The sequence below is a fragment of the Occultella aeris genome (genome assembly GCF_902703175.1).
GTDB lineage: Bacteria > Actinomycetota > Actinomycetes > Actinomycetales > Beutenbergiaceae > Occultella > Occultella aeris.
In genome coordinates this window covers 180,295-199,964 of sequence record NZ_CACRYJ010000017.1, presented here as the reverse complement: position 1 = coordinate 199,964, position 19,670 = coordinate 180,295, and the positions used below count along the sequence as shown (strand labels likewise).

The 19,670-nt window shown below is 69.0% G+C and carries 20 protein-coding genes; 14 read left to right on the top strand and 6 right to left on the bottom strand.

Features of this window, described 5'->3' with window-relative positions:
• Nucleotides 1-10: 10 nt before the first annotated feature.
• Both HALOF300_RS06615 and HALOF300_RS06610 read right to left on the bottom strand, forming a co-directional pair.
• Nucleotides 11-1,234, bottom strand: a complete 1,224-nt coding sequence (locus tag HALOF300_RS06615) for an iron-containing alcohol dehydrogenase (protein WP_156740150.1) — start codon at nucleotides 1,232-1,234, stop codon at nucleotides 11-13.
• Nucleotides 1,231-2,271: an Ldh family oxidoreductase gene (locus HALOF300_RS06610; protein ID WP_156740149.1), complete on the bottom strand. Its 1,041-nt coding sequence runs from the start codon at nucleotides 2,269-2,271 to the stop codon at nucleotides 1,231-1,233. The genes HALOF300_RS06615 and HALOF300_RS06610 overlap by 4 nt, the downstream gene beginning before the upstream one ends.
• Before the next feature lie 57 nt (nucleotides 2,272-2,328).
• On the opposite strand from HALOF300_RS06610, the gene HALOF300_RS06605 reads away from it, so the two are divergent.
• From HALOF300_RS06605 to HALOF300_RS06580, 6 genes are all read left to right on the top strand, one after another.
• A complete protein-coding gene (locus HALOF300_RS06605) occupies nucleotides 2,329-3,099 on the top strand; it encodes an IclR family transcriptional regulator (RefSeq protein WP_154792393.1) in 771 nt (256 codons plus the stop codon).
• Nucleotides 3,100-3,223: 124 nt separating this feature from the next.
• A complete protein-coding gene (locus HALOF300_RS06600) occupies nucleotides 3,224-4,162 on the top strand; it encodes a carbohydrate ABC transporter permease (protein ID WP_197522358.1) in 939 nt (312 codons plus the stop codon).
• 121 nt (nucleotides 4,163-4,283) lie between these two features.
• Complete coding sequence (locus HALOF300_RS06595) at nucleotides 4,284-5,072, top strand: carbohydrate ABC transporter permease (protein WP_197522357.1); 789 nt, start codon at nucleotides 4,284-4,286, stop codon at nucleotides 5,070-5,072.
• An 11-nt stretch (nucleotides 5,073-5,083) separates the two neighbouring features.
• Nucleotides 5,084-6,166, top strand: coding sequence for a mandelate racemase/muconate lactonizing enzyme family protein (locus HALOF300_RS06590; RefSeq protein WP_156740147.1), 1,083 nt, complete (start codon nucleotides 5,084-5,086; stop codon nucleotides 6,164-6,166).
• Nucleotides 6,167-6,418: 252 nt separating this feature from the next.
• Nucleotides 6,419-7,600, top strand: a complete 1,182-nt coding sequence (locus tag HALOF300_RS06585; RefSeq protein ID WP_156740146.1) for an extracellular solute-binding protein — start codon at nucleotides 6,419-6,421, stop codon at nucleotides 7,598-7,600.
• Between the two features lie 2 nt (nucleotides 7,601-7,602).
• A complete protein-coding gene (locus HALOF300_RS06580) occupies nucleotides 7,603-8,652 on the top strand; it encodes a mandelate racemase/muconate lactonizing enzyme family protein (protein WP_156740145.1) in 1,050 nt (349 codons plus the stop codon).
• Between the two features lie 10 nt (nucleotides 8,653-8,662).
• Here the strand turns inward: HALOF300_RS06580 and HALOF300_RS06575 are convergent, their stop codons facing one another.
• Nucleotides 8,663-9,139 carry an anthrone oxygenase family protein gene (locus HALOF300_RS06575; RefSeq protein WP_156740144.1) on the bottom strand — a complete coding sequence of 159 codons (477 nt, stop codon included), beginning with the start codon at nucleotides 9,137-9,139 and terminating at the stop codon, nucleotides 8,663-8,665.
• On the bottom strand, nucleotides 9,139-9,990 hold the full coding sequence (locus HALOF300_RS06570; protein ID WP_197522356.1) for an NAD(P)H-binding protein: 852 nt from the start codon (nucleotides 9,988-9,990) through the stop codon (nucleotides 9,139-9,141). Before HALOF300_RS06570 ends, HALOF300_RS06575 begins: the two co-directional genes overlap by 1 nt.
• Nucleotides 9,991-10,072: 82 nt before the next feature.
• On the opposite strand from HALOF300_RS06570, the gene HALOF300_RS06565 reads away from it, so the two are divergent.
• Nucleotides 10,073-11,035: an AraC family transcriptional regulator gene (locus HALOF300_RS06565; RefSeq protein ID WP_156740142.1), complete on the top strand. Its 963-nt coding sequence runs from the start codon at nucleotides 10,073-10,075 to the stop codon at nucleotides 11,033-11,035.
• A gap of 47 nt (nucleotides 11,036-11,082) precedes the next feature.
• Here the strand turns inward: HALOF300_RS06565 and HALOF300_RS06560 are convergent, their stop codons facing one another.
• Both HALOF300_RS06560 and HALOF300_RS06555 read right to left on the bottom strand, forming a co-directional pair.
• Nucleotides 11,083-11,889 carry an enoyl-CoA hydratase/isomerase family protein gene (locus HALOF300_RS06560; protein ID WP_156740141.1) on the bottom strand — a complete coding sequence of 269 codons (807 nt, stop codon included), beginning with the start codon at nucleotides 11,887-11,889 and terminating at the stop codon, nucleotides 11,083-11,085.
• Nucleotides 11,890-11,993: 104 nt separating this feature from the next.
• Nucleotides 11,994-12,758: a GntR family transcriptional regulator gene (locus HALOF300_RS06555; protein ID WP_197522355.1), complete on the bottom strand. Its 765-nt coding sequence runs from the start codon at nucleotides 12,756-12,758 to the stop codon at nucleotides 11,994-11,996.
• 142 nt (nucleotides 12,759-12,900) lie between these two features.
• Between HALOF300_RS06555 and HALOF300_RS06550 the strand changes: the two genes are divergently transcribed.
• Genes HALOF300_RS06550 through HALOF300_RS06520 form a run of 7 tightly spaced genes read left to right on the top strand, consistent with a single transcriptional unit; the run spans nucleotide 12,901 to nucleotide 19,610 of the window.
• The gene (locus HALOF300_RS06550; RefSeq protein WP_156740139.1) at nucleotides 12,901-13,860 is read left to right on the top strand and encodes a carbohydrate kinase family protein; all 960 of its coding nucleotides are present in this window, start codon (nucleotides 12,901-12,903) and stop codon (nucleotides 13,858-13,860) included.
• A complete protein-coding gene (locus HALOF300_RS06545; protein ID WP_197522354.1) occupies nucleotides 13,857-14,969 on the top strand; it encodes an SIS domain-containing protein in 1,113 nt (370 codons plus the stop codon). Before HALOF300_RS06550 ends, HALOF300_RS06545 begins: the two co-directional genes overlap by 4 nt.
• Before the next feature lie 28 nt (nucleotides 14,970-14,997).
• Nucleotides 14,998-15,417, top strand: coding sequence for a secondary thiamine-phosphate synthase enzyme YjbQ (locus HALOF300_RS06540; RefSeq protein ID WP_156740137.1), 420 nt, complete (start codon nucleotides 14,998-15,000; stop codon nucleotides 15,415-15,417).
• Between the two features lie 4 nt (nucleotides 15,418-15,421).
• Nucleotides 15,422-16,366, top strand: a complete 945-nt coding sequence (locus tag HALOF300_RS06535; RefSeq protein ID WP_156740136.1) for a nucleoside phosphorylase — start codon at nucleotides 15,422-15,424, stop codon at nucleotides 16,364-16,366.
• Nucleotides 16,363-17,286: a carbohydrate kinase family protein gene (locus tag HALOF300_RS06530; RefSeq protein WP_156740135.1), complete on the top strand. Its 924-nt coding sequence runs from the start codon at nucleotides 16,363-16,365 to the stop codon at nucleotides 17,284-17,286. The genes HALOF300_RS06535 and HALOF300_RS06530 overlap by 4 nt, the downstream gene beginning before the upstream one ends.
• Nucleotides 17,283-18,206: an SIS domain-containing protein gene (locus HALOF300_RS06525; protein ID WP_156740134.1), complete on the top strand. Its 924-nt coding sequence runs from the start codon at nucleotides 17,283-17,285 to the stop codon at nucleotides 18,204-18,206. The genes HALOF300_RS06530 and HALOF300_RS06525 overlap by 4 nt, the downstream gene beginning before the upstream one ends.
• Nucleotides 18,207-18,257: 51 nt before the next feature.
• Entirely contained in the window at nucleotides 18,258-19,610 is a 1,353-nt protein-coding gene (locus HALOF300_RS06520; RefSeq protein WP_156740133.1) for an ABC transporter substrate-binding protein, read from the top strand.
• The last annotated feature ends 60 nt before the right edge of the window (nucleotides 19,611-19,670 follow it).

Here is a 19,670-nt window from a genome sequence, read left to right as displayed (position 1 = left end):
GCGCTCCCGCTCAGGTGTGGTCGCCGCGCCAGGCGGCGGTGACGATTCCGGGGATCCGTTCGATCGGCTTGGCAGCCGCCACGTTCCCCGCGAGTCTGCTGATGCCTGCCGCTCGTGCCGAGATGTCCGGAAGATCCTCGGCACGGACTCCGAGTTCGGCGAGGCTCGCCGGAATCCCGATGTCGGCGACGATCTGCTCGATCCGGCGGATCGCATCGAGAGCCGGGTCGGAGCCGGTCTCGGCGACGCCGAGGAGCGTACCGATCCGGCGCAGTGCCGGATCGATGTCCGGTCGGCAGCCACGCAGCACATACGGCAGCAGCAGGCCGGTGCCGAGGCCGTGCGGGGTCTTGGTGAGCGCCCCGATCGGGTACTGGATCGCGTGTGACAGGTGGGTTCCGGCGCTCCCGAAGGCCATCCCGGCGAGCAGACTGCCGTAGGCCATCTCGGTTCGCGCGGCCTCGTCATCGGGGTCCGCCACCGCGCGGACCAGGTTCGCCGCGATGACGGTGATCGCCTCCTCGGCGAGCAGGCCCGCCAGTCGGTTCTGACCCACGAACACCGGCAGCTGTTCGGTCCACTCGGGAGCCCTGACCTCTGCGGTGTAGGACTCGATCGCGTGCACGAACGCGTCGACGCCGGCGTATGCCGTGACCGCGGTCGGCGCACCGCGGGTCAGGGTCGGATCGACCACGGCGAACCGCGGGATCAGATGGGGGCTCGAGATCCCGACCTTGAGGTCCCGGCCGGGATCGGTGACGACGGCCACCGGGGTCACCTCCGATCCCGTACCGGCCGTGGTCGGCACGGCGATCATCGGCGTGATGGGTCCCGGGACGGCGTTCTCGCCGTAGTAGTCGCTGAGCCGACCCCCGTGACTGCTCAGCAGTGCCACCAGCTTCGTCAGATCGAGCGCGCTTCCGCCCCCGAAGCCGATGACCAGGTCGGGAGCCCAGACCGAGGCCGCGTCCGCGGCACGGTGCACCGAGTCGACCGGGAGCTCGGGCTCCACCTCGGTCCAGATCTGCAGGACCGCTCCGGCGCTCCGCAGCTCCGCGCAGGTCCGCTCGAACTGCGGCGTATCGGCCAGGAACGGGTCGCAGCACACGAACACCCGCCGGCCGAGTTCTCGCGCAAGGGGCGCGATCTGCGACGCGGCGCCGTTCCCGAAGTGGATCCGGGTCGGCAGCCGCAGCAGCCCGAACCCGTCGGAGTGTGTCAGGGTGTGCGTCATGCGCCGTGCTCCTCGAGGAGTTGTTCGACCTCTTGCCAGACCTGGGGGTTGATCGGGATGCCGTTGGCCAGTCGCTCGGCCCGGGTCGCCCTCGCCCGATCGCCCGGCACCGTGACCGGGTCCGGGCCGGTCCCGCTGGCGCGGACGTCCTGGAGGTAGGCCTCCACGAGGCTGAGGTGGGGGAGTCCTCCGATGCGGTCGAGTGAGATCGCGACGAAGATGTCGCCCTTCGTGGCGACGTGTTCGACGTCCAGCGTGCCCTGCTTCCGAGGGCCGAACGCCGTCCCGGTGACCGTGCCCACGAGTACCTCCAGGGCGATCCCGAGGGCGTATCCCTTCGGGCCGCCGAACGGCGAGAGAGCCCCGTCGGATGCCTCGACGGGATCCGTGACCGGTCTCCCGTGACGATCGACCGCCCACCCGAGTGGGATCGGCTGCGAGGTGGCGACGTGGTCGAGGACCTTGCCCATCGAGACCGCGGCGGTCGACATGTCGAGGACGAGCGGCTCGCTCTCGGTCGGCACCGCGATGCCCACCGGATTGGTGCCGACCATCGGCCGTGCGCTGCCCCAGGGGTGGACGAGCGCTTCGCTGGTCGTCAGGGCGATGCCGATCTGACCGACCGCGGCGATGCGTTCCACGTACGGGGCGAGCATGCCCATGTGATTGGCGTTGTGCACCGCAGCCAGGGCGATGCCGCTCTCGGCGGCCCGTCGGGTGATTGCCTCGATGGCCACCCCCGCCACCACGGGACCGAAGCCCCGATCGCCGTCGACGCTCAGGAACGCGTCGCTGATCCACGTCGTGCGTGGCGCTACGCCGGTCCGGATGAGCCCGTTGCGCATGCGGCCGACCAGCACGGCGAGCCGCCGCACCCCGTGCGAGGGGTGGCCGCGGAGATCGCCCTCGACGAGCACTTCCGCCTGTTGAGCGGCGTCGGCGAGGGTGGCACCCTCACCAACAAGGATCTGGACCACGGCGTCGTGCAGACGATCTGCGCTCACGGCCACGTCGGTGCCGACGCTGTTCGTCGTCATAGGTATCCTCCTCGGTCACGTCTGGACCGATGATGACCATCACGGAAGGAAGCGGCTATGACCCGTCCCGAACAGCAGGACGCGAGCTCTTCGCTCATCAAGGGCTTGTCCCTGCTCAACCTCTTCTCGGTGACCGACTTCGAGATCAGCATCAGCGAGATGGCCCGGACCTCGGGAATCCCGAAGTCCACGGCCCATCGGCTGGTGACCGACCTAGTGGAGTGGGGCGCCCTCGAGCGTGGCAGGAACGGATACCGGCTCGGGGTGCGCATGTTCGAGCTCGGGCACCTGGTGCCCGCCCAGCGGACCCTGCGCGAGGTGGCGCTCCCGTATGCGCACAACCTCAACGAGGTGACCGGCCTGACCTGCAACCTGGCCGTCCGGGACAAGCACGAGATCATCTACCTCGAGAAGATCTCCCGCCGTGACCTGCTGGTTCCGCACTCGCGCCTCGGGGGCCGGCTGCCGCTGCACTGCACCGGGCTCGGCAAGGCGATCCTCGGCTTCAGCGACCACGACTTCGTGGAGTCGGTGTTGAGCGCGCCCCTGACGAGGCTCTCGCCAAAGACGATCACCGACCCCACCGCGCTGCGCCGAGAACTGGCGAGGGTGCGCGAGACCAAGGTCGCCTACGACGTCGAGGAGTCGCAGCCCGGCCTGTTCTGTGTGGCAGCACCGATCTTCGGGATGGGCAATCACCTGGTCGGAGCCATCTCGGTGACCGGTGCGACCGCGTTGTCCCAGGCCCAACGCTACGCATCCGCGGTCCGGATGACGGCGATGGCGATCTCCCGTGTGCTCGGATCGAGGCCCGGTCGTCCGGCATAGCGGGACGACCGCTTGATGCCCCTCGGCTTCCGCGCGATCGTCGGAGCCCATCGGGACGAGGACGTAGCCCGATGTCCGACGGTCGTACCCCCGGCCGCGGACCTCTCGAGGGAGATGAGAGCCAGTGGCGAACACGCAGGTCTCGGCATCCGCGCCGGATGTCGCGCCGGCCAGGAGCCGCAAGGAGAAGCCGCGACGCCAGAATCTCGCGGGCTGGATGTTCGTCGGTCCGGTGATCTTCGGAGTGCTCGCGTTCCAGATCGTTCCGGTTATCGCCTCACTCGGCGTCTCGATGACGAACTGGACCGGCCTGAACGAGCCGGACTTCCTCGGTCTCGGGAACTTCGTCGCACTGTTCACGACCGACACCCGCTTCTACTCGACGCTGCTGAACACGGCGATCTTCACCGTCGCGATGGTTGTCCTCTCGATCGCGATCGGACTCGCGCTGGCCGTTCTGTGCAATCAGCGGATCCGCGGTGTCGGCGTGTTCCGGACCCTGTACTACTCCCCGGCGATCACCAATGTCGTGGCCATCGGGTTCGTCTGGTTCTGGCTGTACGAGCCGAACAACGGCCTGATCAACTCGACCCTGCGCGGAGTCGGGATCACCGGTCCGGCGTGGCTCTCCGACCCCAGCACGGCCCTGATCGCGGTGATCATCGTGGCCCTGTGGCAGGGCGTCGGTTACCCGATGGTGATCCTGCTCGCCGGACTGCAGTCCATCGACAAGTCGCTCCTGGAGGCCGCCACCGTCGACGGCGCTTCCAACTGGCTTCGATTCTGGCGAGTCACCTTCCCGCTGCTGACCCCGAGCATCTTCTTCCTGACCATCATGCAGTTCATCTCGTCGTTCCAGGTCTTCGGCATCATCTACGTGATGACGTCCGGCGGGCCGAACAATGCGACGTCGGTCCTGATCTTCGAGATCTATCAGGTGGCTTTCGCACAGGGGCGTCTCGGCTACGCCTCCGCGATGGGCTGGGTCCTGTTCCTGATCGTCGGCCTGGTGACCGTCTTCCAATGGAAGATGGAGAAGCGGTGGGTGCACTATGACAGCTGAACGCGTCGTGGCCCGAGCGCCACAGGGACGTGTGGTGAGCACCGCCGATGGAGTCGAGGGTCCCCGGGCAGCACCCGCCCGACGGCGTCGCCCGCGCGGCATCGGACGGCGGACCGCGGTCATGATCACGCTGATCGTCCTGGCGGGCGTCTTCGCGATGCCGCTGCTGTGGATGGTGAGCGCGTCGCTGAAGCCCGAGAACGAGGTGCTTGCCTCGCCGCCCACGTTCATCCCGTCCGTCTTCCAGTGGGAGAACTATGCGGCTGCCGCAGACGGTCTCCTGCCGTTCTTCCTGAACAGCGTGAAGCTCGCGGCGCTCAACGTGACCGGACTGCTCTTCTTCGCGTCGCTGGCCGGCTACGGGTTCGCTCGCCTGAACTTCGTGGGAAAGAACGTCGCGTTCGCGCTGTTGTTGGCGACGGCGATGATTCCGAGCATGGTGTACCTGATCCCGCAGTACATGCTCTTCCGGGAGATCGGCTGGATCGACACACACTTCCCGCTCTGGGTCCCCAATGTGCTGACACCGGTGTTCGGGACATTCCTGCTGCGGCAGTCGTTCCGTGGCGTGCCGAGGGAGTTGGAGGAGGCGGCGAAGCTGGACGGGGCGTCCGTGTTCGGGACGTTCTGGCGGATCATGCTGCCGCAGGTCAAGCCCGCCCTGGCCGCCGTCGGCGCCCTGACCTTCATGGCGTCCTGGAACGACCTGTTCGGGCCGTTGATCTTCCTGAACTCCACCCGACTGCAGACCATGCCCATCGCACTCGTGCTCTTCCAGGGCGAGTTCTTCACCCAGACGAATCTCATGATGGCGGCGGCCACGCTCACGATCATTCCGCCGCTCATCCTCTTCTTCCTCGCCCAACGGTATTTCGTTCAGGGCATCACCATGTCCGGTCTGAAAGGTTAGGTCCCCGATTCATGCGCATCACACAGGTCGAGTCCATCATCCTGCTCGAGCAGTTCCATATCGTGAAGGTCCACACCGACGAAGGGCTCACCGGTATCGGTGAGATCAGCCCGATGAAGGCGGCGGTCACGCACGCGATCGTCGAGCACGCCCTGGCACCGCTACTCGTGGGTGAGGACCCGGGGGACATCGAGCGGCTCTGGCGCCGGATGTACACCAAGCCCTACAAGCTCGGACCGATGGGTGCCCAGCTCGAGGCGATCGCCGGCATCGACATCGCACTGTGGGATCTCCTCGGCAAGGCCGCGAACCTCCCCGTCTACGCGCTCACCGGCGGCAAGTACCGCGCCGGTATGAAGGTCTACGCGAGCTCGATGTCACGCAGCATGAGTCCGCAGGAGGAGGCCGAGCGGGCGGTGTCGTTCCAGGAGCAGGGCTATCACGGCTACAAGATCCACTCCTCGACCCCGTGGATGCATGACGACGGCTTCGACCAGACGATCGCCACCGTCGCCGCGGTCCGCGCCGCAGTCGGTGACGACTTCCCGATCCTCGTCGACGTCAACAACGCCTACTACGAGCACACCGCGATCCGGATCGCGCGTGAACTCGAGGCGTACGGCGTCTGGCACTTCGAGGAACCTCTCGCCGCGCACGACTACGCCGCCTACGCCCGGCTCGCGGACGCCGTCGACATCCCCATCGCGGCGGGCGAGCAGGAGTACACGAGCTGGCAGTTCCGCGACCTGATCACCCAGGGCCGGGTCGACATCCTGCAACCCGACGTCATCAAGTGCGGCGGCATCACCGAGTTCCGCAAGATCGCCGTGCTCGCGGACGTCCACACGAAGCCGATCACGGTGCACAACACCCAGCAGACGATCGGCACTTCGGCACATGCGCACCTGTGGGTGAGCACGCCCTCGTGCGTGTACCCGCAGGAGTACAACATCGAGCACAACCCGGTGCTCGACGACGTCCCGATCTGGACCAACCCCCTCGTCCCGGTCGATGGCGTCATCACCCCGTGGGACCTGCCCGGTCTCGGGGTCGAACTCGACGAGGACGCCGTGGCGCGGTTGCGCAGCAACTGACGGCGAATCCTTCATTCGGAGCGCCGCATCGCAGCGACTCCGGCTCACCGGCTCGATTCCTCGGCCGGCCCATCAACACGGCTCAGCACACAAGGACAGGACGAACCAATGGCGGTAGATCAGGTCTCACGACGATCATTGCTCAAGACCCTGGGAGTGGCCTCCGGCGCGGCCCTCATCGGTGGCCCACTCGCCGGCTGTGGGGGCGGTGGTGGCGGCTCCGGCTCGGGGTCGAGCGGGACCTTCGCCTTCATGAGCTGGGACGCTACCTCCGACACCCCGCTGTACCAGGTCGCCCAGAACTGGGCGGAACAGGCCTCCCGGGAGATCGACGTGCAGTCGGTGCCGGGTGGTGGCGATTACGAGACGAAACTTCGCACCGTGCTCTCGTCCGGCGCCCACCCGGACGTCATCCGCATCAACGACGACTTCGTGCAGGCGTACTACAGCGAGGGCTCGCTGCTCGATCTCACCCCCTATCTCGAGCAGGACTCGATCGAGGCGGACGATTTCTACCCGGTGGCGTTCAACTTCGCCAAGCAGGCCGACGGCGCGCACGCGGCCTGGCCGATCCTGACGAACCCGGGGGTCATCTACTGCAACGTGGACGCCTTCGAGGAGGCGGGCGTGCCGCTCCCGCCGACCGACTGGGACGCCGACGGGTGGACCTGGGACGACTTCCTCGATGCGGCCACGAAACTCACCAAGCCGGGCGGTGAACGCTGGGGTGCGCTGCTCTTCCACGACACCGCCCTGGAGACCGTCTGGCCCGTCAACAACGGCACGACCGGCATCTACTCCGAGGACGCCCAGTCGTTCACGCTCGCCGACGAGGGCAGCACGGACGCACTGCAGTGGGTCGCCGACCTGGCGCTCGTGCACGGCGTCCACCCGGACTTCGGTACGGTCAGCACCGGGAAGTCCACCCCGAACTGGGCCCAGTCCCTGTTCGGGACCGGACAGGTCGCGATGCTCCTCGGGCTCACCAGCTCGATCCCGTACCTGCGCGAGAACGCAGAGGTGAACTGGGACATCTTCCCGCCGCCGCAGCAGGCGACCCGGCAGACCGTGAACACCATGACGGTCCTGGCCGTGCCGTCCGAGTCGCCGGATCCCGATGCCGCCTGGGACTTCCTGAAGTACTGCGTCGGCCCCGAGGCCGCCGAGCTCTTCGCCGAGTCGCGCGGGTTCGTGCCCGTGGCCACCAGTTCCGCCGAGCTGTTCGTCGCCGACGATCAGGCACCCCAGAACCTCGCGATGGTCAGCCAGGCCCTCGCGAACGCCGTCAACGAGAACTTCGGGCTGTATATCGAGCGGGCGCGTACGGTCTACCGGCCCGTCCTCGATGAGATCTGGAGCGGCCGCCAGAGTGCTGCCGACGCGCTCGGTGGGATCCGGGCCGAGGTCGAGGCGATCCTGGCCGGGCAGGGTTGAGCATGAAGATCACCAAGGTCACCGTCCAGGTCACCTCCGAACCCAAGCAGCACGCGATCCGGGACGCGATCCAGCTGCTGGATCGCAACGGCCGCTGCGACGTGACGGTCGAGACGGACGCCGGCATCAGCGGCACGAGCAGCACCTACTTCGGTCGCGTCGCCAGCTCACCCCCGCTGCTCGGTGCCCTGGTCACCGAGCAGCTCGGCCCGGCGATCATCGGCCAGGACGCCACCATGATCCGGCACATCCGCGACCAGCTCCGGACCCTGACCGACTATCAGGGCACGGCGGGCCTGTCGACCTTCGGCATCTCCGCGATCGATCAGGCCCTCTGGGACCTGCTCGGCAAGTCACTCGGGGTGCCGGTCTGGAAGCTACTGGGTGCCAACCGGACGGCGATCCCCACCTACGCGATGGTGGGGTGGCTCGAGCTGGACGTTCCGCAGCTGCAGGACGTCTGCGCCAGGGCCATGGAACAGGGCTTCCAGGGCGTGAAGATGAAGGTGGGCGGTGGCCCCCTCGCCGAGGACCTCGAACGGATCGGGGCGGTCCGTGCAGTGATCGGCGACGGGGTCCCGCTGATGGTCGACGCCAACCAGGCGTTCGACCTCGCCGAGGCGATCCGGCGGGGGCGCGCGTACTCCGACCTCGGCTGCCGGTGGTTCGAGGAACCGCTGCGAGCCGCGGACACGGCGGCGCACGTCCGGCTGGCCGAGAAGCTGGACATCCCGATCGCCACCGGGGAGAACCGCTACGGGCAGGAACAGTTCCGGGACCTGTTCGTCGGTGGCGGCGTCGGCGTGGTCCAGCCGGACCTGCGCCGGGCCGGCGGGCTCACCGACTGCTACGAGATCGGACTGATGGCGGCCGGGTTCGGCATCCCGTACGCCTCGCACGGCGGGGGTGCACACATCCACGTCCTCGCGGCGCTGCCGAACACGATCTACGTCGAGAGCGGGCTGCTGCCGGCGGACGGATCGGTCACCCTGACCGACGGCTGCTACCCGCTGCCCACCGAACCCGGCCTGTCCTCCTGGAGTGCGCACTGAGCGATACCGGTCAACCGACCACCAGAGCCACGACCAGGCAGGCGAGCGCCGCCGTCGACGTGGCAGTGCGCGCGTGGTTCCACCGGACCCACCGCGCCTCGAAGGCGGCTCGCACCCCGGCCGGGTCGGCCGGGGTGGGGCCGGCCCGGTCGATCGCGTTGTTCAATGGGATGTTCACGCGGCCGGTGATGATCAGGCAGGCCAGGTAGCACGCCACGGCGGCGCCGATCCACGGTACGGCCGCGGTGGAGGCGTCGCCGACCAGGTGCGCGATCAGCGCGAGGACGGACAGCACGATCGCCCCTCCGAACGCGAGCGCGAACCTCGGGTTCAGGATCGCGGTGTTGATGTGATGCATCACCTCGACGAACGCCGCGTCACGCGCGCGTGCCATCCCGGGCATCACGGCCACGGAGAACGTGTAGAACAGCCCCGCCGCGAGGCCCATCGCGACCGTGGCCGCGGCGAGGCTGAGGGTGGCAAGCATCAGCGCACCGGCGCGGGCACGCGGTCCCACGCCCCGCTCGCGGCAGCCTCGCGCGCCCAGTCGGAGAAGTCCCGGGCCGGACGTCCGAGGACCTGCTGGACACCGTCGGCCGGGATCGAGTTGCGCCCGTCGAGGACCTCGGTGAACAGGTACATGAAGAGGTCCACGAGGTCTGGCGGGGTGCCCTCGGCCGTGAGCCCGGCGCGGAACTCCTCGGCCGGGATCTCCTGGTGGCGCACCTCGAGGCCACTCGCGGCCGAGATCTCCGCCATCGCGTCCGCGAACGTGAGCGAGCGTGGGCCGGAGAGCTCGTACACCCTGCCTGCGTGGCCGTCCTCGGTGAGCACGGTCGCGGCCACCTCGGCGATGTCCTCGACGTCGGTGAACGGTTCCGGCGCGCCCGGCCCGGGTGCCGCGAACACGCCGCTGAGCACGGCCGGCAGCAGGAAGCTCTCACTGAAGTTCTGGTTGAACCAGCTCGCGCGCAGGATCGTCCAGTCGGCGCCCGAGGCCCGCACCCGCTCCTCGGCCTGCTCCGCAGCCGTCTCCCCGCGGCCGGAGAGCAGCACCAGGCGGTGCACGCCGGCGGCGACCGCCTGCTCGGCGAAGGCGCCGATCACGTCGTCGGCGCCCGGCAGGGCGAGGTCGGGCACGTAGGCGATGTAGACGGCGCTCACGCCGTCGAGGGCGTCGGCCCAGGTGGAGGGGGCCTCCCAGTCGAACGGCGGCTCGGCCGATCGGGAGCCGAGGCGTACGGGATGCCCGACGGCGGTGAGCCGCTTGGCAACTCGGCTGCCGGTCTTGCCGGTGGCGCCGAGGACGAGGGTCAGATCGTTCGTGGTGGTTGTCATGGCTCCACTCAACAGGGCCCGCCTGAGACGATCCATAGTTCAGGCTCTTGATTTCATACGCGGGCGTCTACACACTGAGGTTGTGGATGCACTCACCGGACTCCTCGACGGCCCTCGAGCGCGTGGCGCCTTCCTGATGCGCTCGTTGATGGCGCCGCCGTGGGCGATCCGGATCCGGGATGAGGCGCCGCTCACCGTCGTCGTGATGACCAAGGGCACCACGTGGATCCGTCCCGACGCCGGCGAACCGGTCCGGTTGACGGCGGGCGACGTGGCCCTCGTGCGCGGCCCGGACCCGTACACCGTGGCCGAGCCGCCGGACGCGCCGATCGGGGTCTACATCAACCCGGGCCAGCACTGCACCGCACCTGACGGTCGCTCCCTCGAGGAGGAGATGTACCTCGGTGTGCGCACCTGGGGCAACGACGCCGATGCCCCGACCGAGGTGATCACCGGGGCGTACGGCGTGGAGGGCGAGGTGAGCCGGCGGCTGCTCGACGTGCTGCCCACCGTGATCGTCATCCCGGCGGGGGATCCGGCCGCACCCACCACCCTGGTGCGGCTCATCCGTGAGGAGATCGTCAAGGACGACGTCGGTCAGGACGTGGTGCTCGACCGGATGCTCGACCTGCTCCTGATCGCGGTGCTGCGGAACTGGTTGAGCCGCCCGGAGGCGCAGCCGCCCGCCTGGTACTCCGCGAGTGCCGATCCGATGGTCGGACATGCCCTGCGCCTGCTCCACAACAACCCCGGCCACCCCTGGACCGTCGCCGGGCTGGCTGCCGAGTGCGGCGTCTCCCGGGCCGCGTTCGCCCGCCGGTTCACCCAGCTCGTCGGGCAGGCGCCGATGGCCTACCTCACCGACTGGCGGCTGACCATGGCGGCGGACCTGCTCCGCGAGCCGGACGCCACCGTGGCTTCGGTCTCCCGGCGGGTCGGCTATGGGAGCTCGTTCGCGTTCAGTTCCGCGTTCAAGCGGGTCCGCGGAGTGAGCCCGCAACGGCACCGGAGCGACGCCGCGCTCGTGGCCGTCGGGACCGACTGAGCCCGACGGCGGAACTCGCCTGCCGCCGTCGGGCGCGGCCTGCAGGTTCAGCGGGTCATCGACAGCATCTGTTGTGCGTAACTCTCCCGGAGTCCCTGCACGACGGCCCGCTGCCACGATCGGGTCACGATGCCGTGGGTCAGCCGCCGCGCCGAGCGAGGCTTGTCGAGAATCTGCGCCGCGATCTCGAGGGCTCGGGGCAGGAGTTGGTCGCCGGGAAGGATCTCGTTCACCACCCCGGCAGCCATTGCCTGGTCGGCAGTCAGCCTCGCGCCGGTGTAGGCCAGATATGCCGCCCGCTTCGGGCCAATGAGCTCGCTGAGCACGAGGAACATGCCGTCACCGGGCACGGATCGGGCAGCAAAGTTGCCGTCCCCGATCGTCACCGTCGGAGAGCAGAGCGTCACGTCACACAGCAATGCGATCTCCTGCCGAGGACCTGGACCGTTCAGCACCGCGATCGTGGGGACCTCGAGATCCATCACGAGTCGTTCGAGCATGCGGACGCCGTCGGCGTACTGCGCGTCCAGCTCGTCGCTGTGCCATTGCGAGGTGGGCGTGCTGAACGACTCCGGCTGGAAGCCGCCGATCCACGCTTCACCCGTCCCGGTGATGACGACCACTTCGTTCTTGCGGTCGGCACCCACCTCGGCGAGCAGCAGGCTCCAGGCGTTGAGGAGGCCGCGTGACCAGACCGCGGTGCCCCCGGCCGTGTGTACCCGGATCACCAGCACCCCGTCCTGATCGCGGGACAGGGCGAAGTGGTCCTGGAATCGCTGCCCGTAATCCTCGATCGTTCGGGCTTGCACCACGTTGCCAAGGCGTCGGTCGCGATCGCTCAGAGCGTCGGTCATGGTCACATACTTTCACTGCGCTCGCGGACTGGGGTCGGAGCCGCCGAGCTTGCACCTGCAGATCGAGGGCACCCTCTCGAGCCGGACCTCGTGACGCCGCCCGCTCAGTGCGGGTTCCGGGTCTGGTCGCCGTGCTGGTGATGGAACCGTACGCGCTGCCCGATCCAGACCGTGCGCGAGGCCTCGATGAGCGCGCCCTCGCTGTCGATGCTGACGGCGTTGACGACCATCAGGGGAGCCTCCTGCGGGCAGCGCAGGACCTCCGCGAACTCAGCCGACGCGGTCTCCGGGTGGAGGTAGCTGTGAACCTCCGTCGCGACGATGCCGTACCTGCTCTCCAGGGTGGTGGACAGTGAGCCCTCGATGAGCGGCGCGGATTCGATCCCCGGCGCGACGCCCGGTGCGAGCCAGGAATCGGACATGCCGATCGGGTTGCCGTCGACGAGTTGCAGGCGGCGGAACCAGCGTGGCCCGATGTCGCCATGGGCGAGGTCCAGGTCGAACAACAGCGCGACGGGCGGCGCTCGAATGTGTTCGGTCGGGACCTCGACGGATGTCGCCTTCATCCCGGAACTTGCGAGCCGGTCACGCCAGGGCTGGGCGATGGCGAGGTCGTGCTGGACCACCTGAACGGTGTCCGAGACGAACGTGCCCGACCCCTGCCGACGATGGATGTAGCCCTCGTCGGCGAGGGAACTCAGGGCCTGCCGCACCGTGATCCGGCTGACGCCGTAGTTCTCCGCCAGTTCGTTCTCGCTCGGAAGCTGTACTCCGGGCGCGAGTTCGCGCTGCTCGATCCGCCGCCTGATGTCACGGGCGATCTGCCCCCACCGTGCAACGGGAGACCGTCGATCCGTTGTCGCCGCCATAGTCATCCCCACCCGCTCCCGACCGTGGGCAACTGTGCCATGCCCCGTGCCGCAAGAGTCCCGTACCGAAGTTGTATTGACAAGAGCACCTCTAAAGGTATTAAGGTCCGTACAACTAGATGGGCAACCCGGGAGGTGAACGATGGACAACATCCGCCAGGTGGCATTCGGTCACGTCGTCATCGACGACATCGTGCTCGCCGACGGACGAGAGCTGACGGGGCTGCTCGGTGGCGCCGGTGCCTACGCCGCCCTCGGACAGGCGATGGGCAGCGGCCGCAGGGTGGCCCTGCTCTCCGGGATCGGCGCTGACTTCCCGACGGAGGCGGCCACGCACCTACGGGCCGCAGGCGTCGACCCCGACGCGTTGACCGTCCTGGACGAGCACACCCCGCGGACCAGGATCCGCTACTTCCCGGATGGCGAGCGCGAGGAGTCACCGGCGTACGGACTGACGCACTTCGTCGCCCTCGACCCGAGCGCGGCCATGCTGCCGCAAGGACTCGGCGACCTGTCCGGGATCTATGCGTTCGCCTCGGTCGAGGACCCGCTCTGGCAGGACCTACCCGATCTCGCCCGGACGAGCGGCGCCACTCTCCTGTGGGAGATCCACGCAGACTCGTGCGCGCCGGGCCGGTTCGACGAGGTGGCGGCCCGGTTGGCCGACGTCGACATCCTCTCCCTCAACCGTGCCGAGGCGCGGAACCTGTGCGGCAGCACGGACCTGACCGTGTGTCTCTCCCGGCTCCTGGAGCACGTCGGCGTGCTCGCACTGCGGCTCGGGTCGGACGGCGCACTGGTGGCCACCCGCACCCTCGTCGCCCGTGCGCGACCCGCGGCGCGAGCCGTGATCGACCCGACCGGAGCCGGCAACGCGTTCAGCGGTGCGCTCGTCGGGGCGTGGCCCGCCGCCACCACCGAGGAGGAGACGGACCTGAGGTCCCCGCTGGCAGCAGCGATGGCGGCCGCTGCCCTGACCATCGCCCAGTACGGCCCGCCACCGGTGACCGAGTCGGTGCGCGCCGACTTTCGCGCGCTGGCCCGCTCGGTCGAGGTCGCCCTCGCACCCCTCGACTCCCTACAGAACGGAACACAGCTGTGATCAACCCGAACGCCCTGCACGATCAGGCGACCAGCCTGCCCGCCCTGATCAAGGAGCAGACCTGGCGCCTGGAGGATGACCTGCGCAAGTCCGTCCCCACGCCGGTCCAGCACGCGATCCGACACATCGTGCTCACCGGTTCCGGTGACTCGGCGATCGCGGGCCTCGCCGCCGAGCAGACGTTCCGGCGGTTCGTCGGCGTGCCCGTGTACGCCGGTGAGTCGCTCGCCGTGAGCAGGTTCCTGCTCGACTCCTACGGCAACGAGTACCCGCACACGCCGATGCTGCTCGCGACGTCGAACTCGGGCGAGGTCGCCCGGGTCGTCGAGGCAGCTCAGCGGGCCGCCGCGGCCGGCGGCTACGTCGTCGGGCTCACCGGGAACGCGCAGTCGCGGCTGGCCCGGGCATCGCAGAGCATCATCGACGTGGGAGCGCCTGCGTTCCCGGCCGCACCCGGCATGCGCAGCTACGTCATGGCCGTCCTCGCGCTCAACCTGTTCGCGATCCGGTTCGCCGAGGTGCGGGGGCGTATCACCATGGATGAGGCGCAGGCCCTGCGCGGCGAACTCGCCGGACTCTCCGACGTGGTTCAGCAGGCGATCGTGACTGCCGATGCTCCGCTGCGTTCCTTGGCGCAGGATTGGCGCGACCTCCAGGGGGTGGAGTTCCTCGGGTCGGGACCGTCCCGCGCTTCCGCGGCGTTCGGGGTCGCCAAGATCCTCGAGGCCGTCGGCAAGCAGTCGGCACACGTTGATCTCGAGGAGTTCATCCACCTGAACTACTTCGAGCGCGCGGCCACCGGCATCGGCACCGTCGTGCTGGCGCCGGCCGGCTCCCCGGTCCGCAGCCGTGCGGACGAACTCGCGCCACTGCTGAACAACCTCGGCCGGCCGTGGGTCGCTATCGGCGCCGTCACCGACGCTCCGGTCAGCATCGAGATCCCGCAGGTGCGGGAGGAGTTCGCCCCGGTGGTCCAGGCAGCCGTGCTCGGTCTCCTTGCCGCCCACCTCATGGACGCGACGGGGGAGGAGCCGGGCCGCGGCGCCGTCGGCCCATGGGCGGATTGCGCGGACGGCGCCACCACCCGCGACAGCCAGATCGTCCTCTGAGACGACGAGCAGACAAGGACCCCAGACCATGACCAGTCGCCACCCACTGCAGACCAATGGCAACGAGGCCTACGACATCCAGCCCGAGATCAACGAGGCGGTCACCGAGAGCGGCGTCCAGGAGGGCCTGGTGACGATCGTCGCACCGCACACAACCGCGGCGCTCGGAATCATCTCCTACCACGACCCGCTCGGGCTCGAGGATGTGATGGACGAGTTCCAGCGTCTGGTGCCTGCGCGGATCACCTTCAAGCATGAGCACGACACCCCGCAGGACGCGGCCGGACACGTGCTGTCGACGATGGTGGGACCGACACTCACGCTGATCGTCACCGGAGGCGAGGTGCTCCTCGGGCACTCCCAGAAGGTGTTCTTCCTCGAGTTCGACGGCCCCCGCAAGCGCCAGTTCTTCGTCAAGGTCACCGCCGACCCGACGCCCGAGGCCTGACCGCATGGGCGCCGTCGACGCGATCGAGCCGCACCCGACTACGAACGGCCCGGACGACGTGCTCGGTCGCTACCGGTACGCAGCGAACGTCCCCGCCGGCGGGCTCATGATCGATGGCCGGCCGGCCCTCACCCAGTTCGACCCCTCCCGCATCGGGCGGTACGTGCTGCTCGTCGTTCGCGACCCCTTGTGCGCCTACGACGAGGACCCGGCCGCCCAGTTCGCCGACGAGCTCGACGACGCGGAGCTCGTGGGTCGCTCTGGGATGTTCACCACCTACTCGGGGACCTACAAGGATGCGCCGGTGACCGTGCTCAGCGGGGGATCGGGCGGCCCCGAGGTGGAACTCGCGCTCATGGAGCTCTTCGAGCACACGAACGCGGACACGTTCATCAGGGTCGGCGGCTCCGGGGGCATGCACGCAAGCGTTCGACCGGGCGACCTCGTCATCGCCACCGGGGTGGTTCGTGACGAGGGCGTCACCCAGGCGTACATCCCGCAGGCCTATCCGGGCGTCTGCTCGGCGGAGGTCGTGCTCGCGCTGACGCAGGCCGCGGCCGGACAGGGTGCACCGTTCCACCTCGGACTCACCCGGTCCACCGACTCGGACTTCGTGGCCGGCGGCCGACCCGCCGCGCGCGGCTACTTCCAGCCCGCCCATCTGGACCTCGTCGAGACCTGGACCAGAGCCGGAGTCCTCAACGGGGATCGTGAATCCGCGCCGATCGTCACGCTCGCGAGCCTGTTCGGGCACCGCGGCGGCTCGATCTGCTCCGTCGCCGACAACATCGTCACCGGCGCGAGGTTCATCCCGGGGGCCGGCCACGCCGACGCCATGAGCGTCGCGCTCGACGGTGTCGCCGTCCTCCACGCGATGGATCGTGCGCGCGAGGCCGCCGGGCTGGCCATGTGGATCCCGGCGCTCGCGGAAGCGGGTGGGTCGGAATGAGAACGGTCCTTGTCGACGGCGGACTCAGCCGCGACCATCTGGTCACCGTCGGTCGGCCGCCGCGCTACGACGAGCCGGGCGGGCCGGGCGTCTACGCAAGCCTGGCTGCCGTCCTCGCGGTCTCGCTCCTTCGGCGTCGGAGGCCGGAGTCGACGCAGGTCGCACTGAGCACAACTTTGCCGAGAACCGATGAGGACATCCGGGCGGTGCTCGCCGGGGCGGGCGTCGACCTCAGCCTGTGCGTGGACGGACCGGCGATCCCGAAGCTCTGGATCCTCAACTCCGCGCAGGGGCGACGGATCGTGCGAACCGCTGCCGCGGCGACGGCCCACGAACTCGACGAGACGGACGACCCGGGGACGGCGCCACCCGCTCAACAGGGCACGACCGCGCCCGACGCACTGCTCCGGTGTGCGCCCGTCCGGGCACTCGAAGGTCACCGCCCGGCCGTCACGCTCGTCGACCCGGACCAGCGGTCCCTCGCCGCCGGCGGCTGGGACTACCTCGCCGAGCTCACCCCACGGACCGACGTCTACCTGCCGAGCCGGGTGCAGCTGACCCAGCTCGATGCCGACCCGGTGGAAGCGGCGTGGGAACTACGACGCAGGACCGGCAGGTCGGTGGTCGCCAGGCTCGACGTCGAGGGATCCCTCGTCCTGCCCTCCGACGGCGGAGCCTGGCGCGTCGCCGCCAGGACCGTCGACGTCGAGGAGACCACCGGCGCAGGTGACAGCCACGCCGGAGCATTGGCGGCCGCACTGGCGCAGCCGGGCATGACGCTCGTCGACGCAACCCTCCTTGCCACGGCCGTCGTCGCACGCAACCTTGCGGGGCCTGGAATCTCCGGCCTGATAGCCGGCGATGAGATCACCGAGAACGAGCTGCGCGGCATTCGCGTGGCGGAAGAGGAGCAGCCGTGACAGACCAGCACGCCGCAGCCGCAACACTCGGCGGTCTCGCAGTTCCCGACATCGTGCCACTCGGGGGGCGCCGAGCCGCCTTCCTCGGCTGTGGAGACTCGCTCGCCGCGGCGAGACCGGCCGAGGCCGATGGGCACCGTGTCCTGTCTGCCGGGGACGTCGCATGGAGCGGCATCGCCCCGCGCGGGGTCGACCTGGTGGTCCCCCTGTCCTGGTCGGGTCGGACCGGGGCGACGATCCGGGCGGCCCAGACGGCCAAGGACGCAGGGCTGCCGGTCCTGTCGATCACGTCCAATCCAGGCTCCCCGCTTGCTGACCTCTCGGACGAGCACATCGCCCTGCCGCGCAACGACGTCAGCGAGGACATCCCCGCGATCGGCTACGCACTGCACTCAGCCGCGATCGCACGGCTGACCGGCCTCGCGAGTCCGGACCCCGCCACCCTCGCCCTGGACTGGGCCGATGCCGGACCGGGCATAGCCCGTGTCGTCACGGCCGCGGGTGCTGAACCGGCCGGGATCACGATCGCGAGCATGCCGGACGCACACGGCGCAGCCGAGTTCTGGATGCTCAAGATCATCGAGGCCACCGGCATCACGGTCCGGACCGCACCGATCGAGGAGATCGGTCATGTGGACTACTTCCTCGGGCCGCAGGCCCATCTGACCCTGATCGTCTCCGGCGCGGCCGACGCGCCCCGGGCGGACGGTCTCGGTGCCGCACTGATCCGCAATGGCCAGCGGGTGGTCCAGATCCGGCTCAGCGACTTCACCGCCGCGGCCGGGACCGAACGCGAGATCCTCGGCGGTCTCATCGGCGCCGATGTGGCCGCCGGGCTCGCGGCCGCGTGGGGCCGACCCCACTTCAGAGGCGGCGTCGTCGACATGTCGGCGCAGCACATCCAGGTGCCGGTCGCCTGACCGGACCCCACCCCCCCGGAGAACCCACATCTCTCAACGAGGAGCATCACCATGAAGAACATCAGAAGGACCCTGCGGGTCACGGCGGCCGCCGCAGCGATCGCGCTACTGGCGGCCTGCGGCGCGGGCGGTGAAGGATCGTCCGACGGGCGTGAGGAACTCGAACTCTGGTTCTGGGGTGCCACGCCGGCGCAGCGGGCGGCGCTCGAGGAGAACCTTGTCGACGCCTACAACGCCTCGCAGGACGAGTACACCCTGACCGTCACGTTCAACGAGCGCGTCGACAGCAACATCCAGACCGCGCTCGCGGCCAACGAGGGACCGGACATCGTCTATGGCTCGGGCCCGTCGTTCGTCTCTCCGTTCGCGCAGAGCGGCAAACTCCTGAACCTCGACGACTACTCCGAGCAGTACGGCTGGCAGGACCGGCTGCTGGCACCCATCTACGAGTCCGGCACGGTGGACGGCAGCCTCTACGCCGTCGCCAACTCCATCAACACGGTCGGGATCTTCTACAACCAGGCGGTCCTCGACGACCTCGGGGTCGGCGTTCCGACCACCATCGAGGAGCTCGAGACGGCGTTGGCTGCCGCCCAGGACGCGGGACTCTACCCGTCGGTCACCGGGAACAAGGGCTGGCAGCCGGTCAACGAGAACTACTCCTCGATGTTCCTGACGGCGGTCGCCGGCCCGGACGCGATGCATGACGTGCTCACCGGCGCGGCCTCGTGGACGGATCAGCCCTACGTCGATGCCGTCCAGATGAGTGCCGACTGGTACGAGAACGGGTATCTCGGCGGCGGCCAGTACACCAACCTCAACTTCCTCGAGTCCATGCAGCTGCTCTCGGACGGGCAATCCCCGTTCTTCTTCGGACCGACGCTCGCGTTCCAGTTCGCGGCCGAGTTCTTCAACACCGAGAACGGTAACGTCGACGATCTCGGCTTCATCCCGTTCCCCACGGTCGGTGCGGAACTCGAGTCGCCGCTGTACACGCTGGCCACCACCGCATCCTTCTCGATCAACGCCCAGACCGAGCATCCGGATGCCGCCGCCGAGGTCATCGACCACATGCTCACTGAGGACTTCATGAGCACGATGACCGCCCAGTGGCCCGGGTACTGGGGTGTCCCGCTCGCAGGGGTCGAACTCGACCCGGCGCAGTTCGACGGGCTGTCCGCGGCGTACGTGACCGCACTGGTCGATATCCTCGCCGCCACCGAGGAGGGCCGCTTCGGGTACTTCACCGGCACGTTCTTCCCGCCCCAGACCCAGCAGGCGCTGGTTGACATCGACACGGTGTGGACCGGTCAGGCCGACGCCGAGACCTTCCTGACCGGCATCGAGACCACCTTCGCCGCCGAACTCGCCGACGGTGCCGTCCCGCCGATCCCGGCGCCCTAGCAGTGGTGACGGGTGGGTCGCCCCCACGCAGTGCGGCCGACCCACCCGAACCCGCAGGAA

Coding starts and splice junctions, on each gene's coding strand:
- HALOF300_RS06615 (WP_156740150.1), bottom strand. CDS start 1,234: ATGACGCACACCCTGACACACTCCGACGGGTTCGGGCTGCTGCGGCTG.
- HALOF300_RS06610 (WP_156740149.1), bottom strand. CDS start 2,271: ATGACGACGAACAGCGTCGGCACCGACGTGGCCGTGAGCGCAGATCGT.
- HALOF300_RS06605 (WP_154792393.1), top strand. CDS start 2,329: ATGACCCGTCCCGAACAGCAGGACGCGAGCTCTTCGCTCATCAAGGGC.
- HALOF300_RS06595 (WP_197522357.1), top strand. CDS start 4,284: ATGATCACGCTGATCGTCCTGGCGGGCGTCTTCGCGATGCCGCTGCTG.
- HALOF300_RS06590 (WP_156740147.1), top strand. CDS start 5,084: ATGCGCATCACACAGGTCGAGTCCATCATCCTGCTCGAGCAGTTCCAT.
- HALOF300_RS06585 (WP_156740146.1), top strand. CDS start 6,419: ATGAGCTGGGACGCTACCTCCGACACCCCGCTGTACCAGGTCGCCCAG.
- HALOF300_RS06580 (WP_156740145.1), top strand. CDS start 7,603: ATGAAGATCACCAAGGTCACCGTCCAGGTCACCTCCGAACCCAAGCAG.
- HALOF300_RS06575 (WP_156740144.1), bottom strand. CDS start 9,139: ATGCTTGCCACCCTCAGCCTCGCCGCGGCCACGGTCGCGATGGGCCTC.
- HALOF300_RS06570 (WP_197522356.1), bottom strand. CDS start 9,990: ATGACAACCACCACGAACGATCTGACCCTCGTCCTCGGCGCCACCGGC.
- HALOF300_RS06560 (WP_156740141.1), bottom strand. CDS start 11,889: ATGACCGACGCTCTGAGCGATCGCGACCGACGCCTTGGCAACGTGGTG.
- HALOF300_RS06555 (WP_197522355.1), bottom strand. CDS start 12,758: ATGGCGGCGACAACGGATCGACGGTCTCCCGTTGCACGGTGGGGGCAG.
- HALOF300_RS06550 (WP_156740139.1), top strand. CDS start 12,901: ATGGACAACATCCGCCAGGTGGCATTCGGTCACGTCGTCATCGACGAC.
- HALOF300_RS06540 (WP_156740137.1), top strand. CDS start 14,998: ATGACCAGTCGCCACCCACTGCAGACCAATGGCAACGAGGCCTACGAC.
- HALOF300_RS06535 (WP_156740136.1), top strand. CDS start 15,422: ATGGGCGCCGTCGACGCGATCGAGCCGCACCCGACTACGAACGGCCCG.
- HALOF300_RS06530 (WP_156740135.1), top strand. CDS start 16,363: ATGAGAACGGTCCTTGTCGACGGCGGACTCAGCCGCGACCATCTGGTC.
- HALOF300_RS06520 (WP_156740133.1), top strand. CDS start 18,258: ATGAAGAACATCAGAAGGACCCTGCGGGTCACGGCGGCCGCCGCAGCG.